Source organism: Qipengyuania gaetbuli (assembly GCF_020524765.1).
GTDB classification, from domain to species: Bacteria; Pseudomonadota; Alphaproteobacteria; order Sphingomonadales; family Sphingomonadaceae; genus Qipengyuania; species Qipengyuania gaetbuli_A.
In genome coordinates, this window is the sequence record NZ_JAIVLR010000003.1 from 81,571 (window position 1) to 108,117 (window position 26,547).

At 63.6% G+C, this 26,547-nt stretch carries 27 protein-coding genes and 1 tRNA gene; 20 read left to right on the forward strand and 8 right to left on the reverse strand.

The genetic code is table 11. From position 1 onward, the window contains the following. The first annotated feature begins 61 nt into the window (after window positions 1–61). The 5 genes from ychF to LC083_RS13630 are packed head-to-tail and all read left to right on the forward strand — an operon-like array spanning window position 62 to window position 4,564. Window positions 62–1,162: a redox-regulated ATPase YchF gene (ychF, locus tag LC083_RS13610; protein WP_226700876.1), complete on the forward strand. Its 1,101-nt coding sequence runs from the start codon at window positions 62–64 to the stop codon at window positions 1,160–1,162. Between the two features lie 16 nt (window positions 1,163–1,178). Further along, window positions 1,179–2,462: an ectonucleotide pyrophosphatase/phosphodiesterase gene (locus LC083_RS13615; RefSeq protein ID WP_226700877.1), complete on the forward strand. Its 1,284-nt coding sequence runs from the start codon at window positions 1,179–1,181 to the stop codon at window positions 2,460–2,462. Between the two features lie 49 nt (window positions 2,463–2,511). After that, a complete protein-coding gene (locus tag LC083_RS13620; protein ID WP_226700878.1) occupies window positions 2,512–3,312 on the forward strand; it encodes a DUF1206 domain-containing protein in 801 nt (266 codons plus the stop codon). Between the two features lie 36 nt (window positions 3,313–3,348). Then, window positions 3,349–4,089, forward strand: coding sequence for a glutaredoxin (locus LC083_RS13625; protein ID WP_226700879.1), 741 nt, complete (start codon window positions 3,349–3,351; stop codon window positions 4,087–4,089). A 16-nt stretch (window positions 4,090–4,105) separates the two neighbouring features. Continuing rightward, a complete protein-coding gene (locus tag LC083_RS13630) occupies window positions 4,106–4,564 on the forward strand; it encodes a MaoC family dehydratase (protein ID WP_226700880.1) in 459 nt (152 codons plus the stop codon). A 1-nt stretch (window position 4,565) separates the two neighbouring features. On the opposite strand, the gene LC083_RS13635 is transcribed toward LC083_RS13630, so the two are convergent. Both LC083_RS13635 and mutL read right to left on the reverse strand, forming a co-directional pair. Next, window positions 4,566–5,063, reverse strand: a complete 498-nt coding sequence (locus tag LC083_RS13635; protein WP_226700881.1) for a hypothetical protein — start codon at window positions 5,061–5,063, stop codon at window positions 4,566–4,568. After that, complete coding sequence (gene mutL, locus LC083_RS13640; RefSeq protein WP_226700882.1) at window positions 5,063–6,865, reverse strand: DNA mismatch repair endonuclease MutL; 1,803 nt, start codon at window positions 6,863–6,865, stop codon at window positions 5,063–5,065. Before mutL ends, LC083_RS13635 begins: the two co-directional genes overlap by 1 nt. Before the next feature lie 195 nt (window positions 6,866–7,060). Here mutL and LC083_RS13645 point away from each other — a divergent pair, with 195 nt between their 5' ends. The 8 genes from LC083_RS13645 (at window position 7,061) to ribH (ending at window position 14,772) form a co-directional block, all read left to right on the forward strand. Beyond that, window positions 7,061–8,104, forward strand: a complete 1,044-nt coding sequence (locus LC083_RS13645; protein WP_160607178.1) for a rod shape-determining protein — start codon at window positions 7,061–7,063, stop codon at window positions 8,102–8,104. A 14-nt stretch (window positions 8,105–8,118) separates the two neighbouring features. Further along, window positions 8,119–9,009, forward strand: coding sequence for a rod shape-determining protein MreC (gene mreC, locus LC083_RS13650; protein WP_226700883.1), 891 nt, complete (start codon window positions 8,119–8,121; stop codon window positions 9,007–9,009). Further along, on the forward strand, window positions 9,009–9,560 hold the full coding sequence (locus tag LC083_RS13655; RefSeq protein ID WP_226700884.1) for a rod shape-determining protein MreD: 552 nt from the start codon (window positions 9,009–9,011) through the stop codon (window positions 9,558–9,560). Before mreC ends, LC083_RS13655 begins: the two co-directional genes overlap by 1 nt. Further along, window positions 9,560–11,701, forward strand: a complete 2,142-nt coding sequence (gene mrdA, locus LC083_RS13660; protein ID WP_226700885.1) for a penicillin-binding protein 2 — start codon at window positions 9,560–9,562, stop codon at window positions 11,699–11,701. The genes LC083_RS13655 and mrdA overlap by 1 nt, the downstream gene beginning before the upstream one ends. Next, window positions 11,698–12,816 (forward strand): rod shape-determining protein RodA, encoded by a 1,119-nt coding sequence (gene rodA, locus LC083_RS13665; protein WP_226700886.1) that lies wholly within the window; start codon window positions 11,698–11,700, stop codon window positions 12,814–12,816. Before mrdA ends, rodA begins: the two co-directional genes overlap by 4 nt. Window positions 12,817–12,923: 107 nt before the next feature. Then, window positions 12,924–12,999: transfer RNA gene (locus LC083_RS13670), tRNA-Lys, on the forward strand. Between the two features lie 105 nt (window positions 13,000–13,104). Beyond that, window positions 13,105–14,343 (forward strand): 3,4-dihydroxy-2-butanone-4-phosphate synthase, encoded by a 1,239-nt coding sequence (ribB, locus tag LC083_RS13675; RefSeq protein ID WP_226700887.1) that lies wholly within the window; start codon window positions 13,105–13,107, stop codon window positions 14,341–14,343. A gap of 6 nt (window positions 14,344–14,349) precedes the next feature. Then, window positions 14,350–14,772 (forward strand): 6,7-dimethyl-8-ribityllumazine synthase, encoded by a 423-nt coding sequence (gene ribH, locus LC083_RS13680; RefSeq protein WP_226700888.1) that lies wholly within the window; start codon window positions 14,350–14,352, stop codon window positions 14,770–14,772. Here ribH and LC083_RS13685 read toward each other — a convergent pair. Together LC083_RS13685 and LC083_RS13690 are read right to left on the reverse strand one after the other, a co-directional pair. Further along, entirely contained in the window at window positions 14,769–15,860 is a 1,092-nt protein-coding gene (locus LC083_RS13685) for a hypothetical protein (RefSeq protein WP_226700889.1), read from the reverse strand. The genes ribH and LC083_RS13685 overlap by 4 nt on opposite strands. Beyond that, window positions 15,860–16,918, reverse strand: a complete 1,059-nt coding sequence (locus tag LC083_RS13690) for an aminoglycoside phosphotransferase family protein (protein WP_226700890.1) — start codon at window positions 16,916–16,918, stop codon at window positions 15,860–15,862. Before LC083_RS13690 ends, LC083_RS13685 begins: the two co-directional genes overlap by 1 nt. 86 nt (window positions 16,919–17,004) lie before the next feature. Between LC083_RS13690 and LC083_RS13695 the strand changes: the two genes are divergently transcribed. Continuing rightward, window positions 17,005–17,190 (forward strand): hypothetical protein, encoded by a 186-nt coding sequence (locus LC083_RS13695; protein ID WP_226700891.1) that lies wholly within the window; start codon window positions 17,005–17,007, stop codon window positions 17,188–17,190. Here the strand turns inward: LC083_RS13695 and eno are convergent. After that, entirely contained in the window at window positions 17,163–18,440 is a 1,278-nt protein-coding gene (eno, locus tag LC083_RS13700; RefSeq protein ID WP_226700892.1) for a phosphopyruvate hydratase, read from the reverse strand. The two genes, LC083_RS13695 and eno, sit on opposite strands and share 28 nt — an antisense overlap. Before the next feature lie 173 nt (window positions 18,441–18,613). Between eno and LC083_RS13705 the strand changes: the two genes are divergently transcribed. From LC083_RS13705 to LC083_RS13730, 6 genes are all read left to right on the forward strand, one after another. Next, a complete protein-coding gene (locus LC083_RS13705) occupies window positions 18,614–19,255 on the forward strand; it encodes a hypothetical protein (RefSeq protein WP_226700893.1) in 642 nt (213 codons plus the stop codon). Between the two features lie 21 nt (window positions 19,256–19,276). Continuing rightward, complete coding sequence (locus LC083_RS13710) at window positions 19,277–19,708, forward strand: phage holin family protein (RefSeq protein ID WP_226700894.1); 432 nt, start codon at window positions 19,277–19,279, stop codon at window positions 19,706–19,708. Then, window positions 19,701–20,015 (forward strand): hypothetical protein, encoded by a 315-nt coding sequence (locus tag LC083_RS13715; protein WP_226700895.1) that lies wholly within the window; start codon window positions 19,701–19,703, stop codon window positions 20,013–20,015. The genes LC083_RS13710 and LC083_RS13715 overlap by 8 nt, the downstream gene beginning before the upstream one ends. Window positions 20,016–20,076: 61 nt before the next feature. Further along, on the forward strand, window positions 20,077–20,586 hold the full coding sequence (locus LC083_RS13720; RefSeq protein WP_226700896.1) for a hypothetical protein: 510 nt from the start codon (window positions 20,077–20,079) through the stop codon (window positions 20,584–20,586). Between the two features lie 109 nt (window positions 20,587–20,695). Beyond that, window positions 20,696–20,926: a DUF4170 domain-containing protein gene (locus LC083_RS13725; protein WP_160607191.1), complete on the forward strand. Its 231-nt coding sequence runs from the start codon at window positions 20,696–20,698 to the stop codon at window positions 20,924–20,926. An 8-nt stretch (window positions 20,927–20,934) separates the two neighbouring features. Next, entirely contained in the window at window positions 20,935–21,411 is a 477-nt protein-coding gene (locus LC083_RS13730) for a GNAT family N-acetyltransferase (RefSeq protein WP_226700897.1), read from the forward strand. Between the two features lie 28 nt (window positions 21,412–21,439). Here LC083_RS13730 and greA read toward each other — a convergent pair whose 3' ends face one another. The 3 genes from greA to carA all read right to left on the reverse strand — a co-directional run bounded on the left by greA (window position 21,440) and on the right by carA (window position 26,523). Then, window positions 21,440–21,907, reverse strand: coding sequence for a transcription elongation factor GreA (gene greA, locus LC083_RS13735; protein ID WP_160607193.1), 468 nt, complete (start codon window positions 21,905–21,907; stop codon window positions 21,440–21,442). Window positions 21,908–22,021: 114 nt separating this feature from the next. Beyond that, entirely contained in the window at window positions 22,022–25,345 is a 3,324-nt protein-coding gene (gene carB, locus LC083_RS13740; protein WP_226700898.1) for a carbamoyl-phosphate synthase large subunit, read from the reverse strand. Then, a complete protein-coding gene (gene carA / locus LC083_RS13745) occupies window positions 25,345–26,523 on the reverse strand; it encodes a glutamine-hydrolyzing carbamoyl-phosphate synthase small subunit (protein WP_226700899.1) in 1,179 nt (392 codons plus the stop codon). Before carA ends, carB begins: the two co-directional genes overlap by 1 nt. Window positions 26,524–26,547: the final 24 nt, after the last annotated feature.

The following is a 26,547-nucleotide window of genomic DNA, read 5'->3' on the forward strand; positions in this document are numbered from 1 at the left end:
CTGGCAATGATTGCCCTGCCCGTCTAAGGGCCACGGCATATCACTATTTCCGGAGTTTTCGATGGGTTTCCGTTGCGGGATCGTCGGCCTGCCCAATGTCGGCAAGTCCACCCTTTTCAATGCACTGACCGAAACGCAGGCCGCACAGGCCGCGAACTATCCTTTCTGCACGATCGAGCCGAACGTGGGCCAGGTCGCCGTGCCGGACGAACGGCTCGACAAGATTGCGGCGATTGCGGGTTCGGCGAAGATCATTCCGACCCAACTCGCTTTCGTCGACATCGCCGGCCTGGTGAAGGGCGCGAGCAAGGGCGAAGGTCTTGGCAACCAGTTCCTCGGCAACATTCGCGAGGTGGACGCGATCGTTCACGTCCTTCGCTGCTTCGAGGATGACGACATCCAGCACGTCGCCAACAAGGTCGACCCCATTGCCGATGCCGAAGTGGTCGAGACGGAACTCATGCTTTCCGACCTCGAGAGCCTCGAAAAGCGCGTACCCAATGCGGAAAAGCGCGCCACGGCCGGTGACAAGGAAGCCAAGCTCATCGTCAGCGTGCTGGGACAGGCACTCGCCCTGCTGCGGGACGGCAAGCCCGCGCGACTGACCGAACCGAAGGATATCGAGGAAGCGCGCGTGCTCGAGCAGGCGCAACTGCTGACCGCAAAGCCGGTCCTTTATGTCTGCAATGTCGCTGAAGAAGACGCTGCGACCGGCAATGCCCTGTCCGAACTCGTCTTCGAGAAAGCCAAGGCCGAAGGCGCGGAAGCTGTGGTGGTTTCCGCCGCCATCGAAAGCGAGCTGGTCGCGATGCCGGCTGAAGACCGCGCCGAATACCTTGCCGAACTCGGCCTCGAGGAAAGCGGCCTCAGCCGCGTGATCCGCGCAGGTTACAAGCTGCTTGGCCTCAAGACCTTCTTCACCGCAGGCCCCAAGGAAGCGCGCGCCTGGACCTTCCCCGATGGCGCCAAGGCCCCGCAGGCTGCAGGCGAGATCCACACCGACTTCGAACGCGGCTTCATCCGCGCCGAAACCATCGCCTATGAAGACTACGTCGCGCTCGGCGGTGAAAACGGCGCCAAGGAAGCGGGCAAGCTGCGCCAGGAAGGCAAGGAATACCTCGTCAAGGACGGCGATGTGATGCTGTTCAAGTTCAACGTCTGACGAACAGGATTGCGGGATGAATAACGGGTTCGCGAAACTTTTCGCCCTTGGCGCAGCAGGCGTTCTTTCCGCCTGCGCATCCGTTGCAGGCGGCGTGCAGAGCACGCCTGCCGCGCAGGCAGAGGTTCGCGAGCCGGTTACCATCCTCGTCTCCATTGACGGGTTCCGGCCCGATTATCTCGACCGCGGTCTGACACCGACCCTGTCTGCGCTAGCGGCGGGTGGCGTGAAGGCCTCCATGCGGCCGTCCTTCCCGAGCAAGACGTTCCCCAACCACTGGACGACCGTCACCGGCTTCGTCCCCGATCGCAACGGCATCGTCGCCAATGGCTTCACCGACCCGAGCCGGGCGGACGAGAAGTTCACCATGGCAACGACCGATCCGTTCTACTGGAACGGGCGTGAGCCGGTCTGGGTGACTGCCGAAAACGCCGGCATCCGCACGGCCGCCATGTTCTGGCCCGGCTCTGCCGTGGCGTGGGGCGGCACGCCGATCCCCGGCGGATACGGCCGGATCGAGGGCGGCGTTCGCCCGCAGGACTGGACGGCGTTCGACCAGAACGTCTCACCGACGCAGCGCGTGAACACGATCATCGACTGGTTGCGCCGACCTTCTGATATCCGCCCTGACCTGCTGTTCCTCTATTTCGACGAGGTGGACACGGCAGGCCATGCCGGCGGGCCCGATGGCGAAATCGTCAACGAGGCCATTGCCAATGTCGACGAGGACATCACCGCGCTTGTCGCCGGCCTGCGCTCGCTGGGGCAGAGTGCCAATCTCGTCATCGTGTCCGATCACGGCATGGCGGAAACGCGAAACAGCCGCACGGTCGAACTCGATCCGCTGATCGCGCGCGAGCATTACATCCTCGTCGAGACCGGCCCTTATGCCACCTTCAATGCCATCCCGGGCAAGGAAGCCGTGCTGGAAAACGCCTTGCTCAGGGACCACGAGCACATGGAGTGCTGGCGCAAGGGCGACATTCCTGCGCGCCTGCAATACGGCACCTCTGAGCGTATTCCCGCCTATCTCTGCCTTGCCGAAACCGGCTGGCAGATCTTCCCCGAACGCCGTGATGGCGAGCGGATCGGCGGCAATCACGGCTATGACAATCATGCGCCGGAAATGGCCGCCCTGTTCATCGCCAACGGCCCGGCATTCCGGCAGGGAATGACCCTCCCCACATTCCAGAACGTGTCGGTAAACCCGCTCCTTCGCGCCCTTCTCGGCCTGCCGCAGGATAGCGCAATGGATGGCGACCTGGCGCCGGTCGCCCCGGCTCTGAAGGCTGCCGACTAGGAACGCTTGCGCCCTGCTACCGTTAGGCCATGCAAACAGGAGCAAGTGCATGGTCGACAAGTCCGAGAAGTTCAGCTGGCTGGTGCGCGTAGGCTTTTTCAGCCGCGCGATCCTCTATTTCGTTCTCGGACTTATCGCGCTCACCAGCGCCGGGAAAATTGCGGAGGGGACTAATGGCATCTTCCGCGCCATCCAGGAATTTCCCGCCGGGACGCTGGTGCTCTGGGTCATGGTCGTCGGCCTGATCGCCTATGCGGCCTTCCGGTTCTGCTCGCTCCTCTTCGATATCGAGAACAACGGGTCCGACGCCAAGGGATGGGGCAAGCGCATCGGCCATGCCGGTAGCGGCGTGGCCCACCTCGCCCTTGCCTATTCCGCGTTCAAGTTCGCCACCAGCGGGACCGGCGGCTCGGGCGACGGCGCACAGGAAGCAGCGTCCGGCGTCCTCTCCTTCGAGTTCGGTGGTATGGTGCTCGGCCTGCTGGGCGTGGCCTTGCTCGTCGCCGCGGCCCACCAGGCAAAGAAGGGCTGGACCGGCGATTTCATGCACCGCATCGCAGGCGGCGCACCCAGCTATACGCGCCAGATCGGTGCGGCAGGCTTCTTGGCCCGCGCAGTGGTTTACGTCGTCATCGGCTGGTCGCTGATCAAGGCGGGTTTCACCTCCGCCGGAACCGAGCAGATCAAGACCCTCGGCGACGCGGTCGCGAGCCTGGCTGGGCAGGGATTCATCTTCAGCCTGACGGCGCTCGGCCTCATGCTTTTCGGCCTCTTCAGCCTCATTCTTGCGCGCTACCGGATCATCCCCGAAGTCGATGCAAGCAGCGGCCTGCCGAAATTCAGGGCGTGACTTGAATTATACCCCCCTGGGGTATATCTGGCGGCCATGAGCAAGAAGGCCGAACTCTATCGCATGGTGATGGACAAGCATGTCTGTCCCTATGGTATCAAGTCCAAGTGGCTGCTGGAGAAGCAGGGGTATGAGGTGGTCGATCACCACCTCACCACCCGCAAGGAAACCGATGCGTTCAAGGCGAAGCACGGGGTAGCGACCACGCCCCAGACCTTCATCGATGGCAAGCGCATCGGCGGCTACACCGACCTTCGCGCCCATTTCGGCAAGCCGCTGCCGGAAGCCGGAACGACAAGTTACATTCCGGTCCTCGCAGTGTTTGCGGCAGCAGGCGCCCTCGCCCTGGCAGTGAGCCAGTTCATCTATTCAACCCCCTTCACCGTCCGCGCGGCCGAATGGTTCGTTGCCTTCGCCATGGTAATTCTCGCCATGCTGAAGCTGCAGGACGTGGAGAAGTTCTCTTCCATGTTCTTGGGCTACGACCTGCTAGCGCGACGGTGGGTGCCATATTCCTACGCCTACCCGTTCCTCGAATTCGGTGCCGGCGCATTGATGGCGGCCCATGCGCTCAACTGGCTGTCGATCCCTGTCGCCCTGACCATCGGTACGATCGGGGCCGTGAGCGTTTTCCACGCGGTCTACATCCAGAAACGGGACATCAAATGCGCATGCGTGGGCGGCAGCAGCAACGTCCCGCTGGGCTTCGTTTCGCTGACGGAAAACCTCGCCATGATCTTCATGGCGCTTTGGATGTTGCTTCGCCCCGTCGTCTGATCCAGAGCTCGCGGCGATGAAGTATTACGAAGACATCGCAGTCGGAGATGCCCGCAGCTTTGGGCATTACGTGGTCACGCGCGAAGAGGTGATGGAGTTTGCTGGGAAGTACGATCCCCAGCCCTTCCACCTTGATGACGATGCGGCAGCCGCCACCCATTTCGGGCGGCTTTCGGCCAGTGGCTGGCACACCTGCAGCATGACCATGGCGATGATGGTCGAGAACATGAAATCCGAACGTTCGGCCGGTCTGGGCTCACCGGGCGTCGACCAGCTACGCTGGAAGAAACCGGTCTACCCGGGCGACACGCTACGCTGCGAGACCGAGGTCATCGAGAAGCGCCGCAGCGCCTCGCGGCCGGAAATGGGCATCTTCAAGAGCCACATCCGGACCTACAACCAACATGACGAACTCGTGCTGGAAATGGTCTCGAACGGCCTGATTGCCACCCGCGAACCGGGCGGCTCCGACTAGGTCAGGCGCCGCACTGGGTTGTGCCGTTCTCGGTGAAGACCGGTCGGCCCTGCGCATCGCGGATGGTCAGCGTCGAGGGGTAATCGATCGTTTCGTCTCCCGACTGCTTGCCCGCTTCCTCGTCCAGTTCGAGCGAGATGGAGTGCGTCAGTCCGTCGTATTTGGCGTGGGCGAGATAAGGCAGTTCCTTACTGCCAGCGTCCGATGCCAGACGGACGATTTCACCGTCCCGCTTGAAATAGGCTTCGTCCGCCTGCGCGATAACCAGCGCAATACCGCCTTTGTCGAGCGAACGCGGGAGGAAATTGCACCCCGCCCCGAACAGGTCGGCCTTTTCGACGTCGGCGAAGGTAATCGGCTCCGGCACGAGGATTTCGGGCGGGGGTTCCTGGTTGGCCTTCACTTCGGCCACGGCCTTCTTGTCGGCCTCGGCCTTCTCTCGCGGCGAAGGTCCGCAGGCGGCCAGCAGGGCCACCAATCCAAGGGCAATCCAGCGCATCAATGTCTCCCGAAAAGCTTTTCGACGTCTTCCATCGAGAGCTTAACCCACGTGGGCCGCCCATGGTTGCATTGGCCCGAGCGCGGCGTGCGCTCCATTTCGCGCAGAAGCGCATTCATCTCGTCCACGCGGAGGGTGCGTCCGGCCCTGACCGAGCCGTGGCAGGCCATGGTGGCGAGCACGAGGTCGAGCTTTTCGCCGAGTAACAGCGCCTCGCCATTGAGGGCCAGATCATCGTCGATGTCGCGCAGCAGCTTTTCCGGATCGGTCCGCGCAATCGCGTGCGGAAGGCTGCGCACCAGCATGGCCGAGGGGCCGAAGCGTTCGATCACCAGCCCGTGCTGGGCCAGCGTGTCCGCCGCTTCCTCGAGCCGGTCGCAGGAGGTTTCTTCCATCTCGACCACTTCAGGGATGAGCAGCGCCTGGCTGCGTTTGACCGCCTCTTCCGCCCCCGCCGCTTTCAATCGTTCGAGGACAAGGCGTTCGTGCGCCGCGTGCTGGTCGACGAGCACCAGTCCGTCCTTGGCCTCTGCCACGATATAGGTGTTGGCGACCTGCCCGCGCGCGATGCCGAGCGGATACTCGCGCGCTTCCGCAGCAACCGGTGCGGCCTCTTCCGCACGCCCGAGCGGAGCAGCCATCGCGTCTCCATCCGCCGCGCGCCAAGCCGTAGTGGGTTCCGACACGCGCTGCTGCGGAGCGGACCAGTCGCGACCTTCGAAGATCGACCGTAGTACAGGCGAAGGCTCCGGCTGGACTGGCTCGGCCTGCCAGCGCGCCATGGCGCCGGCATCGGGTGTCTGCGCACTGCGCTTGTCTCCCGTGGCTAGCGCCTGCCGCAGCCCGGAAACGATGAACCCGCGAACACCCTGCGCATCGCGGAAACGGACCTCGGTCTTGGCCGGGTGCACGTTCACGTCGACCTCTTCCGGCGGCATGTCGAGAAACAGCGCCAGCACCGCATGGCGATCGCGCGCCAGCATGTCGGCATAGGCACCGCGCACCGCGCCGGTCAGCAGGCGATCCTTCACCGGGCGGCCATTCACGAACAGATACTGGTGATCGGCAATGCCGCGATTGTAGGTCGGCAGGCCCGCGATACCGGTCAGGCGCATCGTGCCGCGTTCCAGATCGATCGCAACGCCATTGTCCTTGAGTTCACGCGCCACGACCTGCGCAACGCGGTTGGCCAGCCCTTCCCCGCCTCGCAGGCCGAGAATGCGCCGCTCACCGTGATCGAGCGTGATCGCCACATCGGGACGGGCCATGGCGAGCCGCTTCACCACGTCGAGGCACGCGGCATATTCGCTTCGCGGCGTGCGCAGGAATTTCCGGCGGGCGGGGATTTTCGCAAACAGGTTTTCGACCCTGACGCGGGTGCCAGGCGGCAGGGCAGCCGGTCCTTCTGCGACCAGTTCACCGTGATCGACCACGCGTTTCCAGCCTTGTTCGGCGCCCTGCGGCCGGCTCTCGAGCGTGAAGCGCGCGACGCTGGCGATGCTCGGCAAGGCCTCTCCCCTGAACCCCAGGGTCGACACCTGCTCGATCGCCTCGTCCGGCAATTTCGATGTGGCATGACGTTCGAGGGCTAGCGCCATTTCATCTGGCGTCATTCCGCACCCGTCGTCCGTCACTTCGAGGCTGGTGAGGCCGCCCTCCACCAGCTTGACCGCGATGCGCGTCGCGCCCGCATCGATGGCGTTTTCGACCAGTTCCTTGAGCGCGGAAGACGGCCGCTCCACCACCTCGCCGGCGGCGATGCGGTTGACCAGATTGTCGGGCAGGCGGCGGATAGTCGGCATGGAAAACCGACTCTAACGACGAATCGCCGGAAATCCGAGACGGCACGTGTGGGTAATCCCCGTCCGGACCACTGAAATTTTTGGCATTCGCCGCATAATCTCGCTAAGGAGCGCGCACCATTTCCCCCCGGAACAGGTGCGAGCGGCTTCGACCGCCCCTCGCCTCGTCAAATTCTAATGGAAAATCGCGTCAAAATGGGCTTCTGGAACAACATCTTCAAATTCGGCGTGCAGAACATGGCGATCGACCTCGGGACCGCCAATACGCTGGTCTATGTCCAGGATCAGGGCATCGTCCTGAACGAGCCGAGCGTGGTCGCACTCGAGACGATCAACGGCATGAAGCGCGTGAAGGCCGTTGGCGACGATGCGAAGATGATGATGGGCAAGACGCCCGACTCCATCGAGGCCATCCGCCCGCTGCGTGACGGCGTGATCGCCGACCTCGACGTGGCCGAGGAAATGATCAAGCACTTCATCCGCAAGGTGAACGGCCGCAAGAGCCTGATGCGCTATCCGGAAATCACCATCTGCGTTCCCTCGGGTTCGACCTCGGTCGAACGCCGCGCGATCCGTGACGCGGCATCGAACGCCGGTGCCTCGCAGGTCTATCTGATCCTCGAACCCATGGCTGCCGCAATCGGCGCCGACATGCCCGTGACCGAGCCGGTCGGCAGCATGGTCGTCGACATTGGCGGCGGCACCACCGAAGTCGCCGTCCTGTCGCTCCGCGGCCTGGCGTACACCACCTCGGTCCGCACCGGCGGCGACAAGATGGACGAAGCCATCGTCAGCTACGTGCGACGACACCACAATCTGCTGATTGGTGACGCAACGGCCGAACGCATCAAGAAGGACTACGGCATCGCCCGCGCTCCGGAAGACGGCATCGGCGAACAGATCACCATCAAGGGCCGCGACCTCGTCAACGGCGTGCCGAAGGAAATCACGATCAACCAGGGCCACATCGCCGAAGCCCTGAGCGAACCGATCGGCGCCATCGTCGAAGGCGTTCGTATCGCGCTGGAAAACACCGCGCCCGAACTCGCTGCCGACATCGTCGACCAGGGTATCGTGCTGACCGGTGGCGGCGCGCTGATCCAGGGCCTCGACGAATATCTTCGCGACGAAACCGGCCTGCCGGTGACCATCGCCGAAGATCCGCTCTCCTGCGTCGCAATCGGCACGGGCCGCGCCATGGAAGACCCGATCTACCGCGGCGTGCTGATGACCGCTTGAGGAAGGCTTAGGATATGGCGCCGGGCGGGACACGGCGCTCGGGCTATTCGCGGCGGGCGCAATACAATCTTTTTACCGGCTACATCATCGCCGGGGTCGGCGCGCTTATTGGTGCGGTGCTGCTTGCGCTGTCGTTCTTCCAGCCCACTTTCTTCGGCGGCCCACGCAGTGCGGCACAGGACGCCGCCACTCCTGCAACGGAAACAGTTGCCACGGTCCGCACCGGCAGCAAGTCGCTGTGGGATTCGGTCCGCGGCTATTACCGTGCAGGCTCCAAGAACGCGGAACTCAAGCGCGAAATGGAGCTTGCCCGCATCCGGCTGAAGGAGGCCGAGGCGGTCCGGCAGGAAAACAAGCGTCTCAAGGGGCTGCTCGACCTGCAGGACCAAGAGCGCAAGCCCGTTGCCGTGGCACGTCTTATCGGCTCGACATCTGCCAGCACGCGACGCTTCGCCTATCTCGGTGCCGGCGAGCGTGACGGTGTGCGCGTCGGCATGCCTGTCCGGTCCCCGCGCGGCGTCGTCGGACGCATCCTCGAAACCGGGCGCGATTCCTCGCGTGTCCTGCTGCTGACCGACAGCGAAAGCGTTCTGCCCGTGCGCCGTGCCGGCGATGAAGTCGTCGCCTTCGCGGAAGGCCGCGGCGACAGCCTGCTGCGGATCAAGCTCATCAACCTCGGCATCAATCCCCTGAAGCCGGGCGACATGTTCGTGACCTCCGGCGCGGGCGGCTACTATCCGCCCGGCATTGCCGTGGCGATCGTGACCGAACTGACCGACGATGGCGGCCTTGCCCGCATCGTGTCGGATCCCGCGGCGACCGACTTCGTCGCCATCGAACCGATCTTCGAACCGGACGGCGCACAGGGTGCGACCACTCCCATCGAAGAGGAGCTCGGCGACTGATGGAGCGGATGGAACCGCGCGCCCGCAGCGACGCCTACGGCAGCCGCATCAACCGTTCGCATTCGCCGCTGGTCGCCAACATAGTACCCTGGTTGTCGATCCTGCTGGGATCGCTGCTGCCGGTGTTCCCGATTGCCGCGGCGCTGCCGATGGTTCCGCCATTGGGCTTCCTCATGCTACTCGGCTGGCGACTGGTGAGGCCGGGGCTCCTCCCCGTCTGGGCCGGTTTTCCGCTGGGCTTGTTCGACGACCTGTTCAGCGGCCAGCCCTTCGGGTTCGCGATCCTGTTCTGGTCGGCCACGCTGCTCGCGATCGAGTTCGTCGAGATGCGCCTGCCGTGGCGTGCATTCTGGCAGGACTGGTTCACGGCAGGTATACTGGTCGCCGCCTATATCCTGGGTGGGTGGATGCTTTCGGGCGCCACGCCGACCCTGCCGTCTTTCGTTGCCCTGGTGCCGCAGCTCGTGTTCTCGATCCTCGTCTTCCCGATCATCGCCCGCTTCATCGCCCGGCTCGACCGCCTGCGGTTGCGGCGCTGGAAGCGCGTCTGATGGGCCTGTTTTCGAAACGACGCGGGATTTCAGGACGTCCGAAAGACCTCGTCAGCCAGACCACGCTCGACAATGCCTTTGACCGGCGCACCTTTGTCGTCGCTGCCGGAATGGGCGGGCTCGGCACGATCCTTGCCGGCCGTATGGCCTATATCGCCATTGCCGAGAACGAGCGCTGGGTGCTGGAATCGGAAAGCAACAGGGTCAACTTGTCGCTCATCCCGCCGCGGCGCGGCTGGATCCTCGATCGCAACGGCGCGCCGCTCGCATCCAACCGTGCCGACTTCCGCGTGGACGTCATCCCCGACCGGATGAAGGATGCGCAGAAGACCATCGATGCGCTGGCCGATATCCTCGACCTCGAAGCGACCACCGTCGCCGACATCACCAAGCGGATCGACGATGCGCGCGGCTTCCAGCCCGTGGAGGTCGCAACCGGGCTCGATTACGACCAGTTCGCTGCGATCAGCGTGCGCCTGCCGGACCTGCCGGGCGTGGTCCCGCAGCGCGGTTTCTCCCGTTTCTATCCGACCGGCCCGAGCGTCGGGCATCTCATCGGCTATGTTGGCCCCGCCTCTGCCGAGGAATACGAAGAGAACCCCGACCCCATCCTGATCACGCCCGGCTACAAGATCGGCAAGGACGGGCTGGAAAAGCAGTTCGAACAGGAATTGCGCGGACAGCCCGGCGCCCGCCGCGTCGAAGTGACCGCATCGGGCCGCATCGTGCGTGACCTGGAAACCCGCGAGGACGTACAGGGAGATCCCATTCGCCTGACGATCGACGGTCCGTTGCAGGACTATGCCGCGCGCCGGATCGGCCTTGAAAGCGGCTCTGTCGTCGTAATGGATTGCGAGACTGGCGACCTGCTTTGCATGGCCTCCATGCCCAGCTTCGATCCGAACAGTTTTTCCGCCGGTATCGGCCGCGTCGAATATTCGATGCTGCGCGATGATGAACGCGTGCCGCTGCGCAACAAGGTATTGAAGGGACTCTATCCGCCCGGATCGACCGTCAAGCCGATGGTCTCGATGGCGTTCCTCAAGGAAGGCCTCGACCCGGACGAGACCGTGTTCTGCGGCGGCGGCCTCAGGGTCGGCAACCGCGTGTTCCGCTGCTGGAAACGCGGCGGCCACGGCACGGTCAACATGGCCAAGGGCATCTACCAGTCCTGCGACGTCTATTATTACCACTTCGCCCAGCGCATCGGCATGGACCCGATCGCCGCGATGGCGAAGCGGTGCGGCATGGGCCAGCAATTCGAGCTACCCGTAACCAGCCAGTTCTATGGCACGGTGCCGGACCCGGCTTGGAAAATGCAGAAATACGGGCGCGAATGGGCAGCCTTCGATACCGTGAACGCGACCATCGGCCAGGGGTACATGCTGTCGAACCCGCTGCAGCTGGCAGTGATGAGCGCGCGCCTTGCGACGGGTCGCCATGTCGAGCCAAGGCTCGTTTCGACCACGCCGGTAAAGGGTTTCGAGCAGGTCGATTTCCCTGAAGAGCATGTGAAATACGTACGTCAGGCGATGAGCGACGTGGTCAACGGCCCCGGCACTGCGGGGCGAGGTCGCCTGCCCTTCGACGACATCCTGATGGCCGGCAAGACCGGGACTGCGCAAGTCGTCGGCCTCAACCTGTCGGACGGCAAGAGCGGCCCGTGGAAGTACCGTGACCACGGCCTTTTTATTTTCTTCGCCCCCTTCGACAAGCCGAAGTACGCCGGCGCTGTCGTGATCGAGCACGGCGGCGGCTCGGGTGCCGCCTACCCGATCGCACGCGACGTGATGACCTTCCTGTTCGATCCAGCGAAGGGCATGGACGCCCTTCGCGCGCTCGAAAGCCAGTGGGGCGGCACAGCGCAGCAGCGTCTTGATGCGAAATACCGCGCCTATGCGATGGCAGCGGGCGAGGCAGTCGAGCCGGTCCCCGCCCGCGACGAGGAAATCTTCGACAAGGTCGAGGCCGAGGCCCGCGTCGCCGCACGTCAGCCCGAAACGATCGCCAACGAATCTGTCCAGCCCCGTGTCGACACGTCCGAAAGCGAACGGAGCCCGCCTCCCAGCGCGGTGCCCTCCCCGGTGCCCAGTCCCACGGCGTCACCAGCGGCTGCGCCCGCAACTGGCCCGACACAATGACGAGTATCGTCCCCGCCCCCGTCGCGCGGCAGCCGTGGATGATGCTGTTCCCGCTGGTCGGCCTCATCGCATTCGGCGCACTGGTGCTGACCTCGGCAGCAGCGGGCGATTTTTCGCGCTACGCGGAATCACACCTCATCCGCTTTGCCATCTTCCTGACCATGGCGATCGTGATCTCGCGGTTCTCCAAGGACCTCGTCACCTTCTTCGCCTACCCCGGCTATATCGTGATCCTGCTGCTACTGATGGCGGTAGAGATCATGGGTACACTCGGTGGGGGAAGCCAGCGATGGCTCGAAGTCGGACCGATCCGCATCCAGCCCTCGGAACTCATGAAACCGGCTGTCGTCGTGGCACTCGCCCGCTTCTACGACACGCTTCCGGTGGGCATGGTGCCGACGTGGCGCGCGTTGATACCGGCAGGCGCGCTTATCATTTTCCCCATGGCCTTCGTGCTCCTGCAGCCCGACCTCGGTACGTCACTTGCGATCGGATTTGGCGGTGGACTCGTGATGTTTTTCGCAGGGCTGCCACTGCGCTGGTTCCTGATGGCGGGGGCTGCGGGCCTGGCCGCCATCCCGTTCGCGTTCTTCTTCGCGCTGAAGCCCTACCAGCAGGACCGCGTCACGACCTTCCTCGATCCGGAAAGCGACCCGCTGGGCGAAGGGTACCAGATCACCCAGTCAAAGATCGCCATCGGTTCCGGGGGCCTCACCGGAAAGGGCTTCAACGAAGGTTCGCAGAGCCACCTCAATTACCTGCCGGAACCGCATACCGATTTCGTATTCGCGACCATGGCCGAAGAATGGGGGCTCATGGGCGGGCTTTTCGTCATGGGTTGCTTTGCGCTCATCCTGGGCTGGGGCTTCAAGGTGGCGCGGGAAAGTACGGACAGGTTGGGCAAATTGCTCGCAGCCGGCATGACCGCCACAATCTTCTTCTTCGTCGCCATCAATCTCATGATGGTTATGGGCTTTGCGCCGGTGGTCGGTATTCCGCTGCCTTTCGTGAGCCATGGCGGCAGTTCGATGATGACCAACATGATCTGCATCGGAGTGCTGATGATGGTCAATCGGTGGAACCGGAACGCCCCTCGCCGCGGCCTTTTGTCGTGAGTGCGTTTTAGCCCTTTCAATCCGCGAAGCACCCGCTATATGAGCGCCTCCCCCGAGTCGGGGACCACCCGCACCACCGGGTCGGAACGCGGCAAGATCGCGAGAGTGGACGCATAGCTCAGTTGGTAGAGCAGCTGACTCTTAATCAGCGGGTCCTAGGTTCGAGCCCTAGTGCGTCCACCATTTCCTCACAATTTGAAAGCGTTACCCCTTCCTGGGGGCATCCTGTCATGTCGTGATGTGACATCGTGCTTGGCTATCACATTTTGATGTGATACCTGGCCGCCTATGAACACAATCGAAAAAGTTCGCACGCTCGTCTCGCAAGGCCTCATGACCCGCGCCGGGCTTGCCCGCGCTGCCGGGCTCCATGCCAACACCTTGCGCGATTGCGCTGAGGACAGCTGGAACCCCACTGCCGACACGCTCAGCAAGCTCGAAGCGTTCCTCGAAGCGAATGACGAAACGCCGGTGATTGTCGGGGCCGAAGAGATCATCGACGAGGCCCGCAACGGCCGGATGTTCATCCTGGTCGACGACGAGGACCGCGAAAACGAAGGCGACCTCATCATTCCCGCCCAGATGGCGACCCCCAACGCCATCAACTTCATGGCCACCCACGGCCGGGGCCTGATCTGCCTCGCACTCGACCGCAAGCGGGTCGATGCGCTTGGCCTCCAGCCCATGAGCCGCGACAATCGCGAGAGCATGCAAACGGCCTTCACCACCTCGATCGAGGCCAAGGAAGGCGTCACCACCGGCATCAGCGCCGCCGACCGTTCGCGCACGGTCTCCGTCGCCATCGACAGCACCAAGGGGCCCGAGGACATCGTCACCCCGGGCCATGTCTTCCCCCTCGCCGCGCGCGACGGCGGCGTGCTGGTGCGCGCCGGCCATACCGAGGCTGCAGTCGATATCTCGCGCCTTGCCGGCCTCAATCCTTCGGGCGTCATCTGCGAGATCATGAACGAGGACGGGACCATGTCGCGCCTCGATGACCTCGTCGTTTTCGCGCGCAAGCACGACATGAAGATCGGCACCATCCGCGACCTGATCGAATACCGCATGCGTCACGATCACCTGGTCGAGCGGATTACCGAAGACAGCTTCGAATCCGACTACGGCGGCACCTGGCGGATGATGACCTACCGCAACAAGGTCGACGGCAGCGAAAGCTACGTCCTCCAGAAGGGCGAGGTGAAGGAAGGCCAGCCCACCCTCACCCGCGTCCACCCGATCTCCATCTTCGACGATGTGCTGGGCAAGCCCGGCCCCCGCAAGCGCACCCTCCAGCGCGCGATGCAGGCGGTGGGTGAACACGGTTCGGGCGTGATCGTCATCATCACCGGCCGCCCGGCCACCGGCTATGGCGAGAGCGAGGCCCAGCGTAACGTCGGCATCGGTTCGCAGATCCTTGCCGACCTGGGTGTCGAGGACATGATCCTGCTCAGCAATTCACAGCCCAATGTCGTCGCGATCGAAGGCTACGGCCTCAACATCGTCGATCACCTTCCCATTCCGGAGTAACCACGCATGGCAAACTTCCTCATCGTCGAAGCGCGCTTCTACGACCACTTGAACGACATGCTGGTTGCCGGCGCCCGCGCCGCACTGGAAGCCGAAGGCCATAGCGTCGATGTACTGACCGTGCCCGGCGCGCTCGAAGTGCCCGGTGCGATTGCCATGGCAGCAGAACGCGGCCGCTACGACGGCTTCGTTGCCATCGGCGTCGTCATTCGCGGCGAAACCTATCACTTCGAGATCGTCGCCGGCGAAAGCGCGCGCGGCATCATGGCGCTGACCATGGACGGCATCGCCATCGGCAATGGCATCCTGACTGTCGAGAATGAGGAACAGGCCATCGTCCGCGCCGATCCGAAGCAGAAGGACAAGGGCGGCGAAGCGGCCAAGGCTGCGCTAGCCCTGCTCGACCTCCAGTCCCGCTTCGGGGCCTAGTCCGCCCCGTCGAGAAAACTGCTGAGCCCCAGGGGCGCGAAAGGCCCCAGGATAAGCTGTTCGAAGACACCGATCCCTTCACGCCCGTCGCTGCCGGTCACGCGCACCGGTATCTGGACGTGGAGGTTTTCCGGCGAAAGCGGATCGAGGGCAGCAAGGTCGATGTCCTCCCGCTCCACACGCAGCGGCCCGTGGTGCATACCGTGTCCCCATACCGGATGGGTGTAGCCGAGGCCGCGCATCTGGAACCGGCCCAGCGGTTCGAAGCTCACCTGCTCCGGCGCGCCCTTCAGCGCGAGCGACAGGGTCCCGCCCGATGGCCAACGCGTGCCCGCCGTCAGGCGCGTGCGCATGCTGCCGTGTCCTTCCGCGATATCCTGCGCATCTGCCCCGTCTGGCGCCCAGGCAGCGCGCGTGTTCCAGGCGTCGCCCATCTCGTCGTTGTTGACGTGGAAGAACAGGCTGCCGTCACCGAAGTTGACCGGCGTCCATTGCCAGAAGAACCCCGACAGGTCGTGCCCGGGGATGGCCTGTGGGTCACGCTGGCCAACTGGACGGATGCCCCAGCTGCGGTCGCGCGTTCCGGCGGTTCCTTCCGCAATCGCGTGGCGTTCTCCATCGAGGGATATCCAGCCCCGGCAGTGACCGTTCTGGGTCATGCGCGTGTAATCCATGAAAGCACGCGGGCCGAGGCGGCGGATGAAACGCGGCTCCTCGATCGGGAAGGCGCGACCGGTGAAAGTGAATTCTGCGGAGATTCCGTCGGTTTCCTCGACCGTGACCTTCAACGCGTGGAGCGGCTCGACCACCTCGATCGAAATGGGGCCGCAGCGCAGCGCCATGCGTTCCATCTGCATCTCGGCACTGGCATGGATGCAGTACTGCACGTCGCCGCGGATGAAGCTGAAATGGGCATCCACGATATCGAGGTGCGGATAGATGCCGAAGGCGCAGGCGAAGAAGCCGCTGCCGTCGGGCGCATAGCCGTTGAAGAAATAGCGGTCGTAGAAATTCCGGTCGGTGCCGGAATAGGCGATCGGTTCCGGTGTCTGGTGGACCGGAAACTCGTCCCCGCGTGAAAGGACCATCAGTGTGCCTCCTTCATAGCGCCGATACTGTCATGCTTCAGGGCCAGCGCACAGGCCCCGCGGGCCATCGACAGGAAATTTGCGTCGCCGCGCTCGGTCCGTTCGACGAAAGCGGCGCTGAAAACAGCGGTCGACAGGCCGTGCAGAATGCCTCTGCGGTAATCGCCGTGGATACCTGCACGGGTAAGCGACACCCCGCGCCTCTCCATTTCCGCCAGATAGAGATCGAGCAGTTCGTCCTCATGGGCGAGCCCGAGAGGACCGATACCGCAGCCCAGGAAATAGCCGATGTCCGTCATGGCCATGCCGGGTGCTACGGTTTGCCAGTCGAGAATGGCTACGGGTTCAGCCCCACCGCGGATATCGAAAAGCATGTTATCGAGGCGGAAGTCACCGTGGATCAGGCACTGGTGCCGATGCTCCTGGTGTATTTGCGAGCCGTAAACCTCGGCGAACTCCTCGCACACGGTCATGAACTCGGGCTCCAGGGTGTCCTTGTACCTCTCGCGGAAGATGGCTTGTGCATGCGGGTACATCAAAGCCACGCGCTCGGCGACGGCGGGCGAAGGGACGATCCATTCGGCCTCGATTATCGAAGCCTTGCCCCAACTGGGCGCGTGGATTGCTGCGGCCTGGCGAATTGCCGCGCGTGCATCGTCAAGCGTGCAACCGGCGATCTGGTCTCCTTGCCGCGCAGGACCGAGATCCTCGAAAATCAGGCAGAACCGGTGGCCTTCCTCGCAGGTGGCGGCAAAGTGGACTTGCGGCACGCGGACATCGAGCTGGGGTGCGACATCGCGGTAGAACAGCACTTCCTTGCGATAGAGCCCGAACATCGCGGCGGTTTCGCGGCTGGTGGCATCGGCTGCGGGGAACTTGCCCGCCAGTGTCGCAGGGGTCGACGCACCAACCTCGGGCCCTTGCAGCGTGAAGCGAACGCTGTCGCCTACCTGTCCAGTGCCGATGGGCTTCCACGAGACACCGGTTATCTCCGAACCGAGCATCGCGGACAGCCATGGCGCCGTCACTTCATCCGGATGGACCGGGAATTCTCCCATGCAATTCCTTCCTCTCCCCTAGGTAGAGAAGGCTAGCCACCGGAAAAGAACATGGCAATCGAAGCGCGTTATCGGTTGCGGACAGAATGAGCCGCGCCGATCGCCAAGACGAAATTGCCGACGTTATCGCGAAGCTGGAAGATTGCCTGGTGCGGCTCGACGCGCTCGGCTGCCAGCAGGCAGCGAGGCGCGTCGATCACGCGATAGAGGACTTGCGCAGCGCCAGCGCGCCGCGCCGGTCCGGTCAGCCGAAGCAGCCGCGCCCTGCGTAGACTGCGCTGTCGCCCAGTTCTTCCTCGATACGGATGAGCTGGTTGTACTTGGCAAGCCGGTCCGAACGCGCGAGCGAGCCGGTCTTGATCTGCCCGCAATTGGTCGCAACGGCGAGATCGGCGATGGTCGCGTCTTCGGTCTCGCCCGAACGGTGCGACATGACCGCGGTGTAGCCGGCACGGTTCGCAATGCTCACGGCATCGAGCGTTTCGGTCAGCGTGCCGATCTGGTTGACCTTCACCAGCAGCGAATTGGCAAGGCCCTGCTCGATGCCGTCGACAAGGCGGCGGGGGTTGGTGACGAAGAGATCGTCGCCAACCAGCTGGACCTTGTCGCCGATCAGGTCGGTCAGCGCCTTCCAGCCCGCGAAGTCGTCTTCGCCCATGCCGTCCTCGATCGAGCGGATCGGGTAGTCAGCACACAGCTTGGCGAGATAGGCGGCCATTTCGTCACCCGAAAGCGACAGGTTCTCGCCCGAGATCAGGTATTTGCCGTCCTTGAAGAATTCGGTCGAGGCACAGTCCAGCGCCAGCACGACATCGTCACCGGGCGTGAAACCGGCCTGCTCGATCGAACCCATGATGAAGTCGAGCGCATCGCGCGTGCTGGCAAGATCGGGCGCGAAACCGCCCTCGTCGCCGACTGCCGTGGCGAGACCCTTCTGCGACAGGTTCTTTTTCAGCGTGTGGAAGATCTCGGCACCCCAGCGCACAGCCTCGGCAAGGCTGTCGGCGCCCACCGGCATGACCATGAATTCCTGGATGTCGATCGGGTTGTCGGCATGCTCGCCGCCGTTGATGATGTTCATCATCGGCACCGGCAGGACATGGGCCGAAACACCGCCGATATAAGAATAAAGCGGCAGGCCGCGGGCATTGGCCGCCGCCTTGGCAACTGCCATGCTCGTGCCGAGGATTGCGTTTGCGCCAAGGCGGCCCTTGTTCGCCGTATCGTCGAGCGCGATCATGGCAAGGTCGATGTCGCGCTGGTCCTCGGCATCGAAGTTGCCGATCAGCAGGTCGCGGATTTCGCCATTGGTCGCATCGACCGCCTTCAGCACGCCCTTGCCGAGATAGCGGGACTTGTCGCCGTCGCGCAGTTCGACCGCCTCGTGCGCACCGGTCGAGGCACCCGACGGCACTGCGGCGCGGCCGAAGCTGCCGTCTTCGAGGAGCACGTCGACTTCGACAGTCGGATTGCCACGGCTGTCGAGAATTTCGCGGGCGTGGATGTCGATGATCGCGGTCATTTGGAACGAACTCCTCGGCAGGGTGTTGTAATAGCGTAGGACACCACTAGATTGGGTCTGCGGGCAGCGCTCTATGCGCCGGAACATGTCGGTGCAAGCCGCGTTGCAAAAAGGAAAGCCGGGTCATGCCTGATACCCGGGATGAATAGGTATTTGACGGGAAGGACAGGCTGATGGCCGCAGACAAGAAGACGACCGGTTCGAAGAAACGAACCACCACCGCACAGCAGAAATCAACCACCCGGAAGAAGCCCGTGAAAACGGTAGCCAAGAAGGGTGCAGCAAAGGAGAAGGCGCCCGTGACCAACACCGCCACCGATAACAACGACACCACCTCCGGTACCGCGCACCGCGCCGAAGCGAAGAGCCGGTTCAACGCCGCTCTCGAAGAAGCCAAGGCCGGTGCCGCCGCACTTCGCGCCGAAGGCAAGGAACGCGCCGCCGCCTACCGCGGCCAGGCCAAGGGCAAGGGCGAAGACTGGGTCGCCGAAGCCAAGACCTACGGCACCGAAGCCCGCGTCAAGGGCAAGGAACTCGCCACCGAAGGCAAGGTGAAGACCAGCGAGGGCCTGCGTGCCCTCAGCCGCACGATTAGCGACAATGCCTACCAGGTCGATGAGAAGCTTGGCTCGAAGTACGGCGAGTACGCCCGCACCGCGTCCAAGTCGCTCGACGACTACGCCGGCAAGCTCGACGACAAGAGCGTCGACGACCTCGTCGAGGACGGCCGCCAATTCGTCCGCAAGAGCCCGGGACTGGCCATCGGTATTGCAGCCGCTGCCGGTTTCATGCTTTCTCGCCTCTTCCGTCGCTGATCAGTGACAAGAGGGGGCTCGATGCTGGAAGAACAAGAGCGCGATGAAGCGCCGTACAACGGGCCGGTCGACCTGCCCGACAGTTACGAGCCTGATGAGGACGACCAGGAACCGCACGGTCCGTCGCTGACGGACGACATCATGGCCCTGCTCGAAGACGGCAGGACCTATGCCGAGGCCGAAATGGCCTACCAGAAGAGCCGTGCGGGCTTTGCCGCAAACCGTTTCAAGGGCGCCATTGCTTTCGGGCTTGGCGCCTTTGGCGTCTTGCACCTCGCACTGATTGCCATGACGGTAGGTCTCGTTATCGCGCTGGTACCGCTGGTCGGGCCGTGGATTGCCACCGCTATCGTGACCGCCGCGCTGATCGGACTCGGGCTGTTGTTCCTCAGCCTGCTGAAGACCCGCCTTGATGAAATCCGCGATGCATTTTCGGACAATGGCGATGAGTGATCGCAAGACCCGGATGTTGGCCGACCGCCACCTGCGCGATTCCGCGCGCGCGCTCGTTGAAGCCGATATCGAGAACCTGAAGGTCGGCTTCAACCAGAAGTCGCTGGGAGAACGCGCCTTCGACCGCGTTCGTGAAGGGGCGATCGACGTCTACGAAGAAGCGGTCGATGTCGCTGAAAACAACAAGGGCGCCCTCGCCGCCCTGCTCGCTGCCGTCATCGTGTGGTTCGCGCGCAACCCGCTGCTGTCCTTGCTCGGGCTTGGCGAGGAAGAAGAGGACGAAGAGTCCCTCGAAGACGACGAATAGACGGAACGGCCCCGCAGGCTGAACCGTTGGTTCGATGCACACCAGATTTCGGAGAAACCCCATGGCAGACAAGGCCACCAACAACGTCACCCCCATCAGCGCCGACAGCCAGCTCAGCGATGCCGAAAAGCGCGAACAGCTTCGCGCCCGCATCGCTGCAGGTGAACGTCGCAACAGCGAGCGTTCGTTCGCCGACCAGGCGAAGGATGTTGCGGACAGCGCAGTCGACTTCGCGAAGAAGCACCCGATAGCTACCGTGGCAGGTGCCGTCGCCGTCGGCCTCGCCATTGGCGCTATGACGCGCCGCGGTCGCGCGCTCGGTCGCCGCGGCGGCTCGCTGGCAGCCTACGCCGCCGAAGCTGCGATCGCATATGGCCTCTCGATGATCGAAGGTGCTGGCGACAAGTTCGAGGATTATTCCGACGCTGCCGGAACGCAGGCCCGGCGGTTGAAACGCGATGCCGGTTATCGCCTCGACACCATCGGCGATGCCATCGCCTCGGGCAGCCGCAAGGTAAGCCGCAAGTCCTCGCGTACGGCGCGTGACCTGAAGGCACGCATCAGCCGCTAACTCATACGTAATAGCTAGGCTCTAGAGCGGCGCGACGGGTTTGCCTGTCGCGCCGCTTTCGCTATGGGCAGGGCAAATCTCCTCCCCAATTCGGAAAAAAGAACGAACCATGGAAGAAAAAGAGAGCAAGCAGACGCTCTATCTGGTGATGGGCGGCCGCGTGACCGACCCGCGCAGCATGACCTTTGCCGACCCCGAAAGCATCCACGTCGCCGGCGTCTATTCCAGCTACGACGATGCCGAAAGCGCCTGGCGCGGCAATGCCCAGCGCACGGTCGACGATGCGGAAATGAAATACGTCATTGTCCACCTGCACAAGCTGCTCGATCCCGAAGCCTGATACCGGCCTTGGCCTACTCCATCCGCCCCTATCAGGATTCCGATGCCGAGGGGCTGGCGGACGTTTGCCGGGCGGCGATCCGCGGGATCGGGCCGGAAGCCTATTCGAACGACCAGGTAGAAGCGTGGCTTGCCCGTCACCCGGGCGCCGCGCTCTACCGCGAACGGGTCGCCAATGGCGCGACCATCTTCGTTGCTGCCGGAGAGGACGACGAGCCGGTCGCTTATGCCCTGCTCGAGCCGGACGGCCATCTCGACCACCTCTACAACCACCCCGCGCACACGCGCAAAGGTCTGGCACTGAACCTGCTGGCGACTGCCTCGCTCTATGCGCGGCACCACGGGATCAAACGGCTGTACACCGAGGCGAGCGACCTCGCCCGCCCCTCGTTCGAGGAAGCCGGTTACGTCGCCACCGAAAAGCGCGAGTTCGAGATCGACGGCGTGCCGATCCACAACTGGGCGATGGAAAAGACCGTCGATTGACGTTCGGGCCTATGGCCCGGCGCTGCAATCAGATGAATTCGATCTTTTCGACGAGGTAGAACTTGTCGCCCGAAGGGACGGTCACTTCGACTTCGTCATCGACCTGCTTGCCGATCAGCGCGCGTGCGATCGGCGAGGTGTAGGAAATCCGCCCCTTCGAAGCGTCCGCTTCGGTCTGGCCGACGATCTGGTACTTCACCGGCTTGTCGTTTTCGTCGAGCAGCGTGACTGTCGCACCGAAGACGACCTTGTCGCCCGAAAGCGTGGTCGGATCGATGATCTGCGCACGGCTGATCTTGTCTTCCAGATCGCCGATCATGGCCTCTACCTGGCCCTGGCGTTCCTTGGCGGCGTGGTATTCGGCGTTTTCCGAAAGGTCGCCATGCGCACGCGCTTCCTCGATCGCATCGACGATCTTCGGACGCTCCGCCCGCAGCACCTTCAGGTCGGCAGTGAGCTTTTCATAGCCCTCGGCCAGCATCGGCACCTTGTCCATCGAACCCCAATTCCTTCCTGCTCGCGCAATCTCCCGGGACAATTCGAGCCCGGTCCGCAAGGTTAGCGGAGCCTCGGTCGCTCGGATGTGTGGGAGATACGCCGTGTGTTCTGGTCAGCTATAATAGTCTTGCAATGAACGCACTTCAAGCTGCTCGGTAGAAACCTCGGCAATCGCGCGTGCGGCGGCAAGGCTGGCGGCCGCGGTGGTATAGTACGGCAGCTTCTTTTCCAGCGCGGCCACACGGATCGACTGGCTGTCGAGCAGCGACTGCCACCCCTCGGTCGTATTGAAGATCAGGTGCACATCGCCGTCGATAATGGCATCGACGATGTGGGGGCGGCCTTCAGCAACCTTGTTGACCAGCTCGACCGCCAAGCCCTTGCCCGACAGGAAGCGCTGCGTGCCGCCGGTGGCGATGACGCGGAAGCCCTTCGCCAGCAGCGTTTCGACTGCAGGCAGTATGACCTCCTTGTCGCTGTCCTTGACCGAGACGAACAGCGTACCACCCTGCGGCAGCTTCATGCCCGCGCCCAACTGGGACTTGAGGAAAGCGGCGGGAAAATCGCGGTCGATACCCATGACTTCGCCGGTGCTCTTCATTTCGGGCGAAAGCACAGGGTCGGACCCCGGGAAACGGCTAAACGGGAACACGGCTTCCTTCACCGCCATGTGGTTCGGCTTCAGGTTGAACGGCTCGAAATGCGACAGCTTCTCGCCCGCCATAACGCGCGCGGCGACCTTGGCGACGGGACGACCGATCGCCTTCGCCACGAAAGGCACGGTGCGACTGGCGCGCGGGTTGACCTCGATCAGGTAGACCTCGCCATCCTTCACCGCGAACTGCACGTTCATCAGGCCGCGCACGTCGAGCGCACGGGCAAGCTCGGTCGCCTGGCGTTCCATCTCGTCGATGATGTCCTGCGGCAGGCTGTAGGGCGGCAGGGTACAGGCGCTGTCGCCCGAGTGGACGCCGGCTTCCTCGATGTGCTGCATGACACCGGCGATGCGGACTTCCTCGCCATCGGAAATCACGTCGACGTCGCACTCGACCGCATCGCGCAGGTACTGGTCGACCAGCACCGGGCTGTCGCCCGACACGTTCACCGCGGTGTTGATGTAGTCGTCGAGCTGCGCGAGGCTGTCGACGATCTCCATCGCACGCCCGCCCAGCACGTAGCTGGGGCGCAGCAGCACCGGATAGCCGATCCGCGCGGCGACGGCGGCCGCTTCGTCACGGCTCTTGGCGATGCCGTTTTCCGGCTGCATGAGGTCGAGCTTGTTGACCAGCTTGGCAAAGCGTTCACGGTCTTCGGCAAGGTCGATCGCATCGGGCGAAGTGCCGAGGATCGGAATGCCTTCACGCTCCAGCGCGGCGGCAAGCTTGAGCGGGGTCTGCCCGCCGAACTGCACGATGACGCCGACAAGGTCGCCCTTCGACATCTCGACGCGCAGGATTTCCAGCACGTCCTCTTCGGTCAGCGGCTCGAAATAGAGACGGTCCGAAGTGTCGTAGTCGGTCGAAACCGTCTCCGGGTTGCAGTTGACCATGATGGTCTCATAGCCGGCCTCGGCCAGCGCGAAGCAGGCGTGGACACAGCAATAGTCGAACTCGATGCCCTGCCCGATGCGGTTCGGGCCGCCGCCGAGAATGACGATCTTCTTGCGGTCGGACGGATCGGCCTCGTCCTCGGGCTCGCCGAAGCTGGGCGCTTCGTAGGTCGAGTACATGTAGGGCGTGATCGCCTCGAACTCGGCAGCGCAGCTGTCGATGCGCTTGAAGACCGGATAAACGCCCAGCTTGTGGCGCAGCTTGCGCACTTCCTGTTCGCTGGTCGCACCGGCCATGGCGCGCAGCGCGTCGTGCAGCAGGCCCGAACGCTTGGCCTGCGTTTCGGCAAGACCGCCGGCCACACCGACCGAACGGACCGCCAGCGTGGCGAGGCGCTTGTCGGAAAAGCCCATGGCTTTCAGGCGGCGCATTTCGGCGGCATCGCGCGGCAGGCCGTTGTGGCCAAGCATCTTTTCTTCGTAGATGATGGCTTCGATCTGGCGCAGGAACCACGGGTCGAAACCGGTGACCTGGGCGACTTCCTCGACCGTGAAATCCTCGCGGAAAGCCTGCGCGATCTTGAGGATGCGGTCAGGCGTACGCTGGCTGAGCGCCGCGGTGATCGTCTCGCGGCTGACGCCTTCGAGTTCCTGTACGCGGTTGAACCCGTCGAGGCCCGTTTCGAGGCCGCGCAAAGCCTTCTGCATGCTTTCCTGGAAGCATCGGCCGATGGCCATGACCTCGCCCACCGACTTCATCGCGGTGGACAGCTCGTTCTTCGAACCCTTGAACTTCTCGAAGGCGAAGCGCGGGATCTTGGTCACGACATAGTCGATCGTCGGCTCGAAACTGGCAGGCGTTGCACCCGTGATCTCGTTCTGGATCTCGTCGAGCGTGTAACCCACGGCCAGCTTCGCCGCGACGCGCGCAATCGGAAAGCCGGTGGCCTTCGATGCAAGTGCCGACGAACGCGAGACGCGCGGGTTCATCTCGATCACGATCAGGCGGCCATCCTTCGGATTGACTGCGAACTGTACGTTCGAACCACCTGTTTCTACACCGATTTCGCGCAGCACCTCGATGCTGGCGGTGCGCATGATCTGGTATTCCTTGTCGGTCAGCGTCAGCGCCGGCGCGACAGTAATGGAATCGCCCGTGTGGACGCCCATCGGATCGACATTCTCGATCGAGCAGATGATGATCGCGTTGTCCTTGCGATCGCGCACCACCTCCATCTCGAATTCCTTCCAGCCGAGGAGCGATTCCTCGATCAGGACTTCGGTTGTGGGCGATGCGTCGAGACCTTCGCGCACGATGCGCTCGAACTCGGCCTTGTTGTAGGCGATACCGCCGCCCGTGCCGCCAAGCGTGAAGCTGGGACGGATGATCGCGGGCAAGCCGGTGCGCTCCAGCACCGCATAGGCCTGGTCCACCGTGTTCGCGACGCCGCTGCGCGCGCTTTCGAGGCCGATCTTGTCCATCGCCTCGCGGAAACGCTGGCGGTTCTCGGCCTTGTCGATGGCATCGGCATTGGCGCCGATCATCTGGACGCCGAACTTCTCGAGCACGCCCATGTTCGCAAGGTCGAGCGCGCAGTTAAGCGCCGTCTGCCCGCCCATCGTCGGCAGCACCGCGTCGGGACGTTCCTTCTCGATGATCTTGGCGACGATTTCCGGCGTGATCGGCTCGACATAGGTGGCGTCGGCCATTTCCGGGTCGGTCATGATCGTGGCGGGATTGGAGTTCACCAGGATGACCCGGTAGCCCTCTTCCTTCAGCGCCTTGATCGCCTGCGTGCCGGAATAATCGAACTCGCACGCCTGGCCGATGATGATCGGACCGGCGCCAATGACGAGGATCGAGGAGATGTCGGTTCTTTTGGGCATTACGCGAGCATTCCCACGAATTTTTCAAAGAGGTAGAAACTGTCCTGCGGGCCGGGGCTTGCCTCGGGGTGGTATTGCACACCGAAAGCCTTCTTGCCCTTGATCGAAATCCCGCAATTGGTGCCGTCGAACAGCGAGACGTGCGTCTGCTCCACCGTGTCGGGCAGCGTATCGGCATCGACCGCGAAGCCGTGGTTCATGCTGGTGATCTCGACGAGGCCTTCGCTCGCTCCCCACTCGCTGCCGACACGCTGGACGGGGTGGTTGGCGCCGCGGTGGCCCTGGAACATCTTGGCGGTCTTCGCGCCGGCGGCGAGGCCGAGCATCTGGTGGCCGAGGCAGATGCCGAACAGCGGGATGTCCGCATCCAGCAGCCCCTTGATCACGGGCACGGCATACTGGCCGGTCGCCGCCGGATCGCCCGGACCGTTGGACAGGAACACGCCATCGGGCTTCAGCGAGAGAACCTGCTCCAGCGTGGTGCGCGCAGGGACCACAGTCACCTTGGCGCCGGCCTTAACGAGGTTGCGGAAGATATTGTCCTTCGCGCCATAGTCGATCGCCACGACATGGGGCTTGTCTGCCCTACCCTCGGTATAACCGAAGCCGAGCTGCCAGTGGCCGCCGCGCCAGTCTTCCTGTTCGGCGCGCGTCACGGCGGGCACGAGGTCCAGCCCTTCGAGGCCCGACCATTCGGCCGCCTGCTGCTTCAGCGCTTTCATGTCGAACTGGCCGCGCGGATTGTGCGCGATGACCGCATTGGGAGCGCCCAGCAGGCGGATACGGCGGGTCAGCGCGCGGGTGTCGACACCCGACAGGCCGATCTTGCCGTGTTCGCGCATCCAGTCGACGAATTCGCTTTGCGCGCGGAAATTCGAATGCGGGGTCACTTCCTGCCGCACGATGCAGCCGACCGCGCCGAGCCCGCGGCTCTCGTGATCTTCCTCGTTCGCGCCGACATTGCCGATATGCGGGAAGGTGAAGGTGACGAACTGGCTGTCGTAGGAGGGATCGGTCATCACCTCCTGGTAGCCGGTCATTGCGGTGTTGAAGCAGACTTCGCCCACCGCAGAACCGGTGGAACCGAAGCCTTTGCCCCAGATGCAGGTACCGTCCGCGAGGACGAGGACTCCCGTCGCGCCTTTGGGTTGCGCGTGCGAGAATGCGGACAGGGCCATTGGGCTCTCCGAGTCAGGGGTTTC

What these genes read in the sequence shown, in the direction of transcription:
- ychF (WP_226700876.1), top strand. Translation starts at nt 62, where the DNA reads ATGGGTTTCCGTTGCGGGATCGTCGGCCTGCCCAATGTCGGCAAGTCC.
- LC083_RS13615 (WP_226700877.1), top strand. Translation starts at nt 1,179, where the DNA reads ATGAATAACGGGTTCGCGAAACTTTTCGCCCTTGGCGCAGCAGGCGTT.
- LC083_RS13620 (WP_226700878.1), top strand. Translation starts at nt 2,512, where the DNA reads ATGGTCGACAAGTCCGAGAAGTTCAGCTGGCTGGTGCGCGTAGGCTTT.
- LC083_RS13625 (WP_226700879.1), top strand. Translation starts at nt 3,349, where the DNA reads ATGAGCAAGAAGGCCGAACTCTATCGCATGGTGATGGACAAGCATGTC.
- LC083_RS13630 (WP_226700880.1), top strand. Translation starts at nt 4,106, where the DNA reads ATGAAGTATTACGAAGACATCGCAGTCGGAGATGCCCGCAGCTTTGGG.
- LC083_RS13635 (WP_226700881.1), bottom strand. Translation starts at nt 5,063, where the DNA reads ATGCGCTGGATTGCCCTTGGATTGGTGGCCCTGCTGGCCGCCTGCGGA.
- mutL (WP_226700882.1), bottom strand. Translation starts at nt 6,865, where the DNA reads ATGCCGACTATCCGCCGCCTGCCCGACAATCTGGTCAACCGCATCGCC.
- LC083_RS13645 (WP_160607178.1), top strand. Translation starts at nt 7,061, where the DNA reads ATGGGCTTCTGGAACAACATCTTCAAATTCGGCGTGCAGAACATGGCG.
- mreC (WP_226700883.1), top strand. Translation starts at nt 8,119, where the DNA reads ATGGCGCCGGGCGGGACACGGCGCTCGGGCTATTCGCGGCGGGCGCAA.
- LC083_RS13655 (WP_226700884.1), top strand. Translation starts at nt 9,009, where the DNA reads ATGGAGCGGATGGAACCGCGCGCCCGCAGCGACGCCTACGGCAGCCGC.
- mrdA (WP_226700885.1), top strand. Translation starts at nt 9,560, where the DNA reads ATGGGCCTGTTTTCGAAACGACGCGGGATTTCAGGACGTCCGAAAGAC.
- rodA (WP_226700886.1), top strand. Translation starts at nt 11,698, where the DNA reads ATGACGAGTATCGTCCCCGCCCCCGTCGCGCGGCAGCCGTGGATGATG.
- ribB (WP_226700887.1), top strand. Translation starts at nt 13,105, where the DNA reads ATGAACACAATCGAAAAAGTTCGCACGCTCGTCTCGCAAGGCCTCATG.
- ribH (WP_226700888.1), top strand. Translation starts at nt 14,350, where the DNA reads ATGGCAAACTTCCTCATCGTCGAAGCGCGCTTCTACGACCACTTGAAC.
- LC083_RS13685 (WP_226700889.1), bottom strand. Translation starts at nt 15,860, where the DNA reads ATGGTCCTTTCACGCGGGGACGAGTTTCCGGTCCACCAGACACCGGAA.
- LC083_RS13690 (WP_226700890.1), bottom strand. Translation starts at nt 16,918, where the DNA reads ATGGGAGAATTCCCGGTCCATCCGGATGAAGTGACGGCGCCATGGCTG.
- LC083_RS13695 (WP_226700891.1), top strand. Translation starts at nt 17,005, where the DNA reads ATGAGCCGCGCCGATCGCCAAGACGAAATTGCCGACGTTATCGCGAAG.
- eno (WP_226700892.1), bottom strand. Translation starts at nt 18,440, where the DNA reads ATGACCGCGATCATCGACATCCACGCCCGCGAAATTCTCGACAGCCGT.
- LC083_RS13705 (WP_226700893.1), top strand. Translation starts at nt 18,614, where the DNA reads ATGGCCGCAGACAAGAAGACGACCGGTTCGAAGAAACGAACCACCACC.
- LC083_RS13710 (WP_226700894.1), top strand. Translation starts at nt 19,277, where the DNA reads ATGCTGGAAGAACAAGAGCGCGATGAAGCGCCGTACAACGGGCCGGTC.
- LC083_RS13715 (WP_226700895.1), top strand. Translation starts at nt 19,701, where the DNA reads ATGAGTGATCGCAAGACCCGGATGTTGGCCGACCGCCACCTGCGCGAT.
- LC083_RS13720 (WP_226700896.1), top strand. Translation starts at nt 20,077, where the DNA reads ATGGCAGACAAGGCCACCAACAACGTCACCCCCATCAGCGCCGACAGC.
- LC083_RS13725 (WP_160607191.1), top strand. Translation starts at nt 20,696, where the DNA reads ATGGAAGAAAAAGAGAGCAAGCAGACGCTCTATCTGGTGATGGGCGGC.
- greA (WP_160607193.1), bottom strand. Translation starts at nt 21,907, where the DNA reads ATGGACAAGGTGCCGATGCTGGCCGAGGGCTATGAAAAGCTCACTGCC.
- carB (WP_226700898.1), bottom strand. Translation starts at nt 25,345, where the DNA reads ATGCCCAAAAGAACCGACATCTCCTCGATCCTCGTCATTGGCGCCGGT.
- carA (WP_226700899.1), bottom strand. Translation starts at nt 26,523, where the DNA reads ATGGCCCTGTCCGCATTCTCGCACGCGCAACCCAAAGGCGCGACGGGA.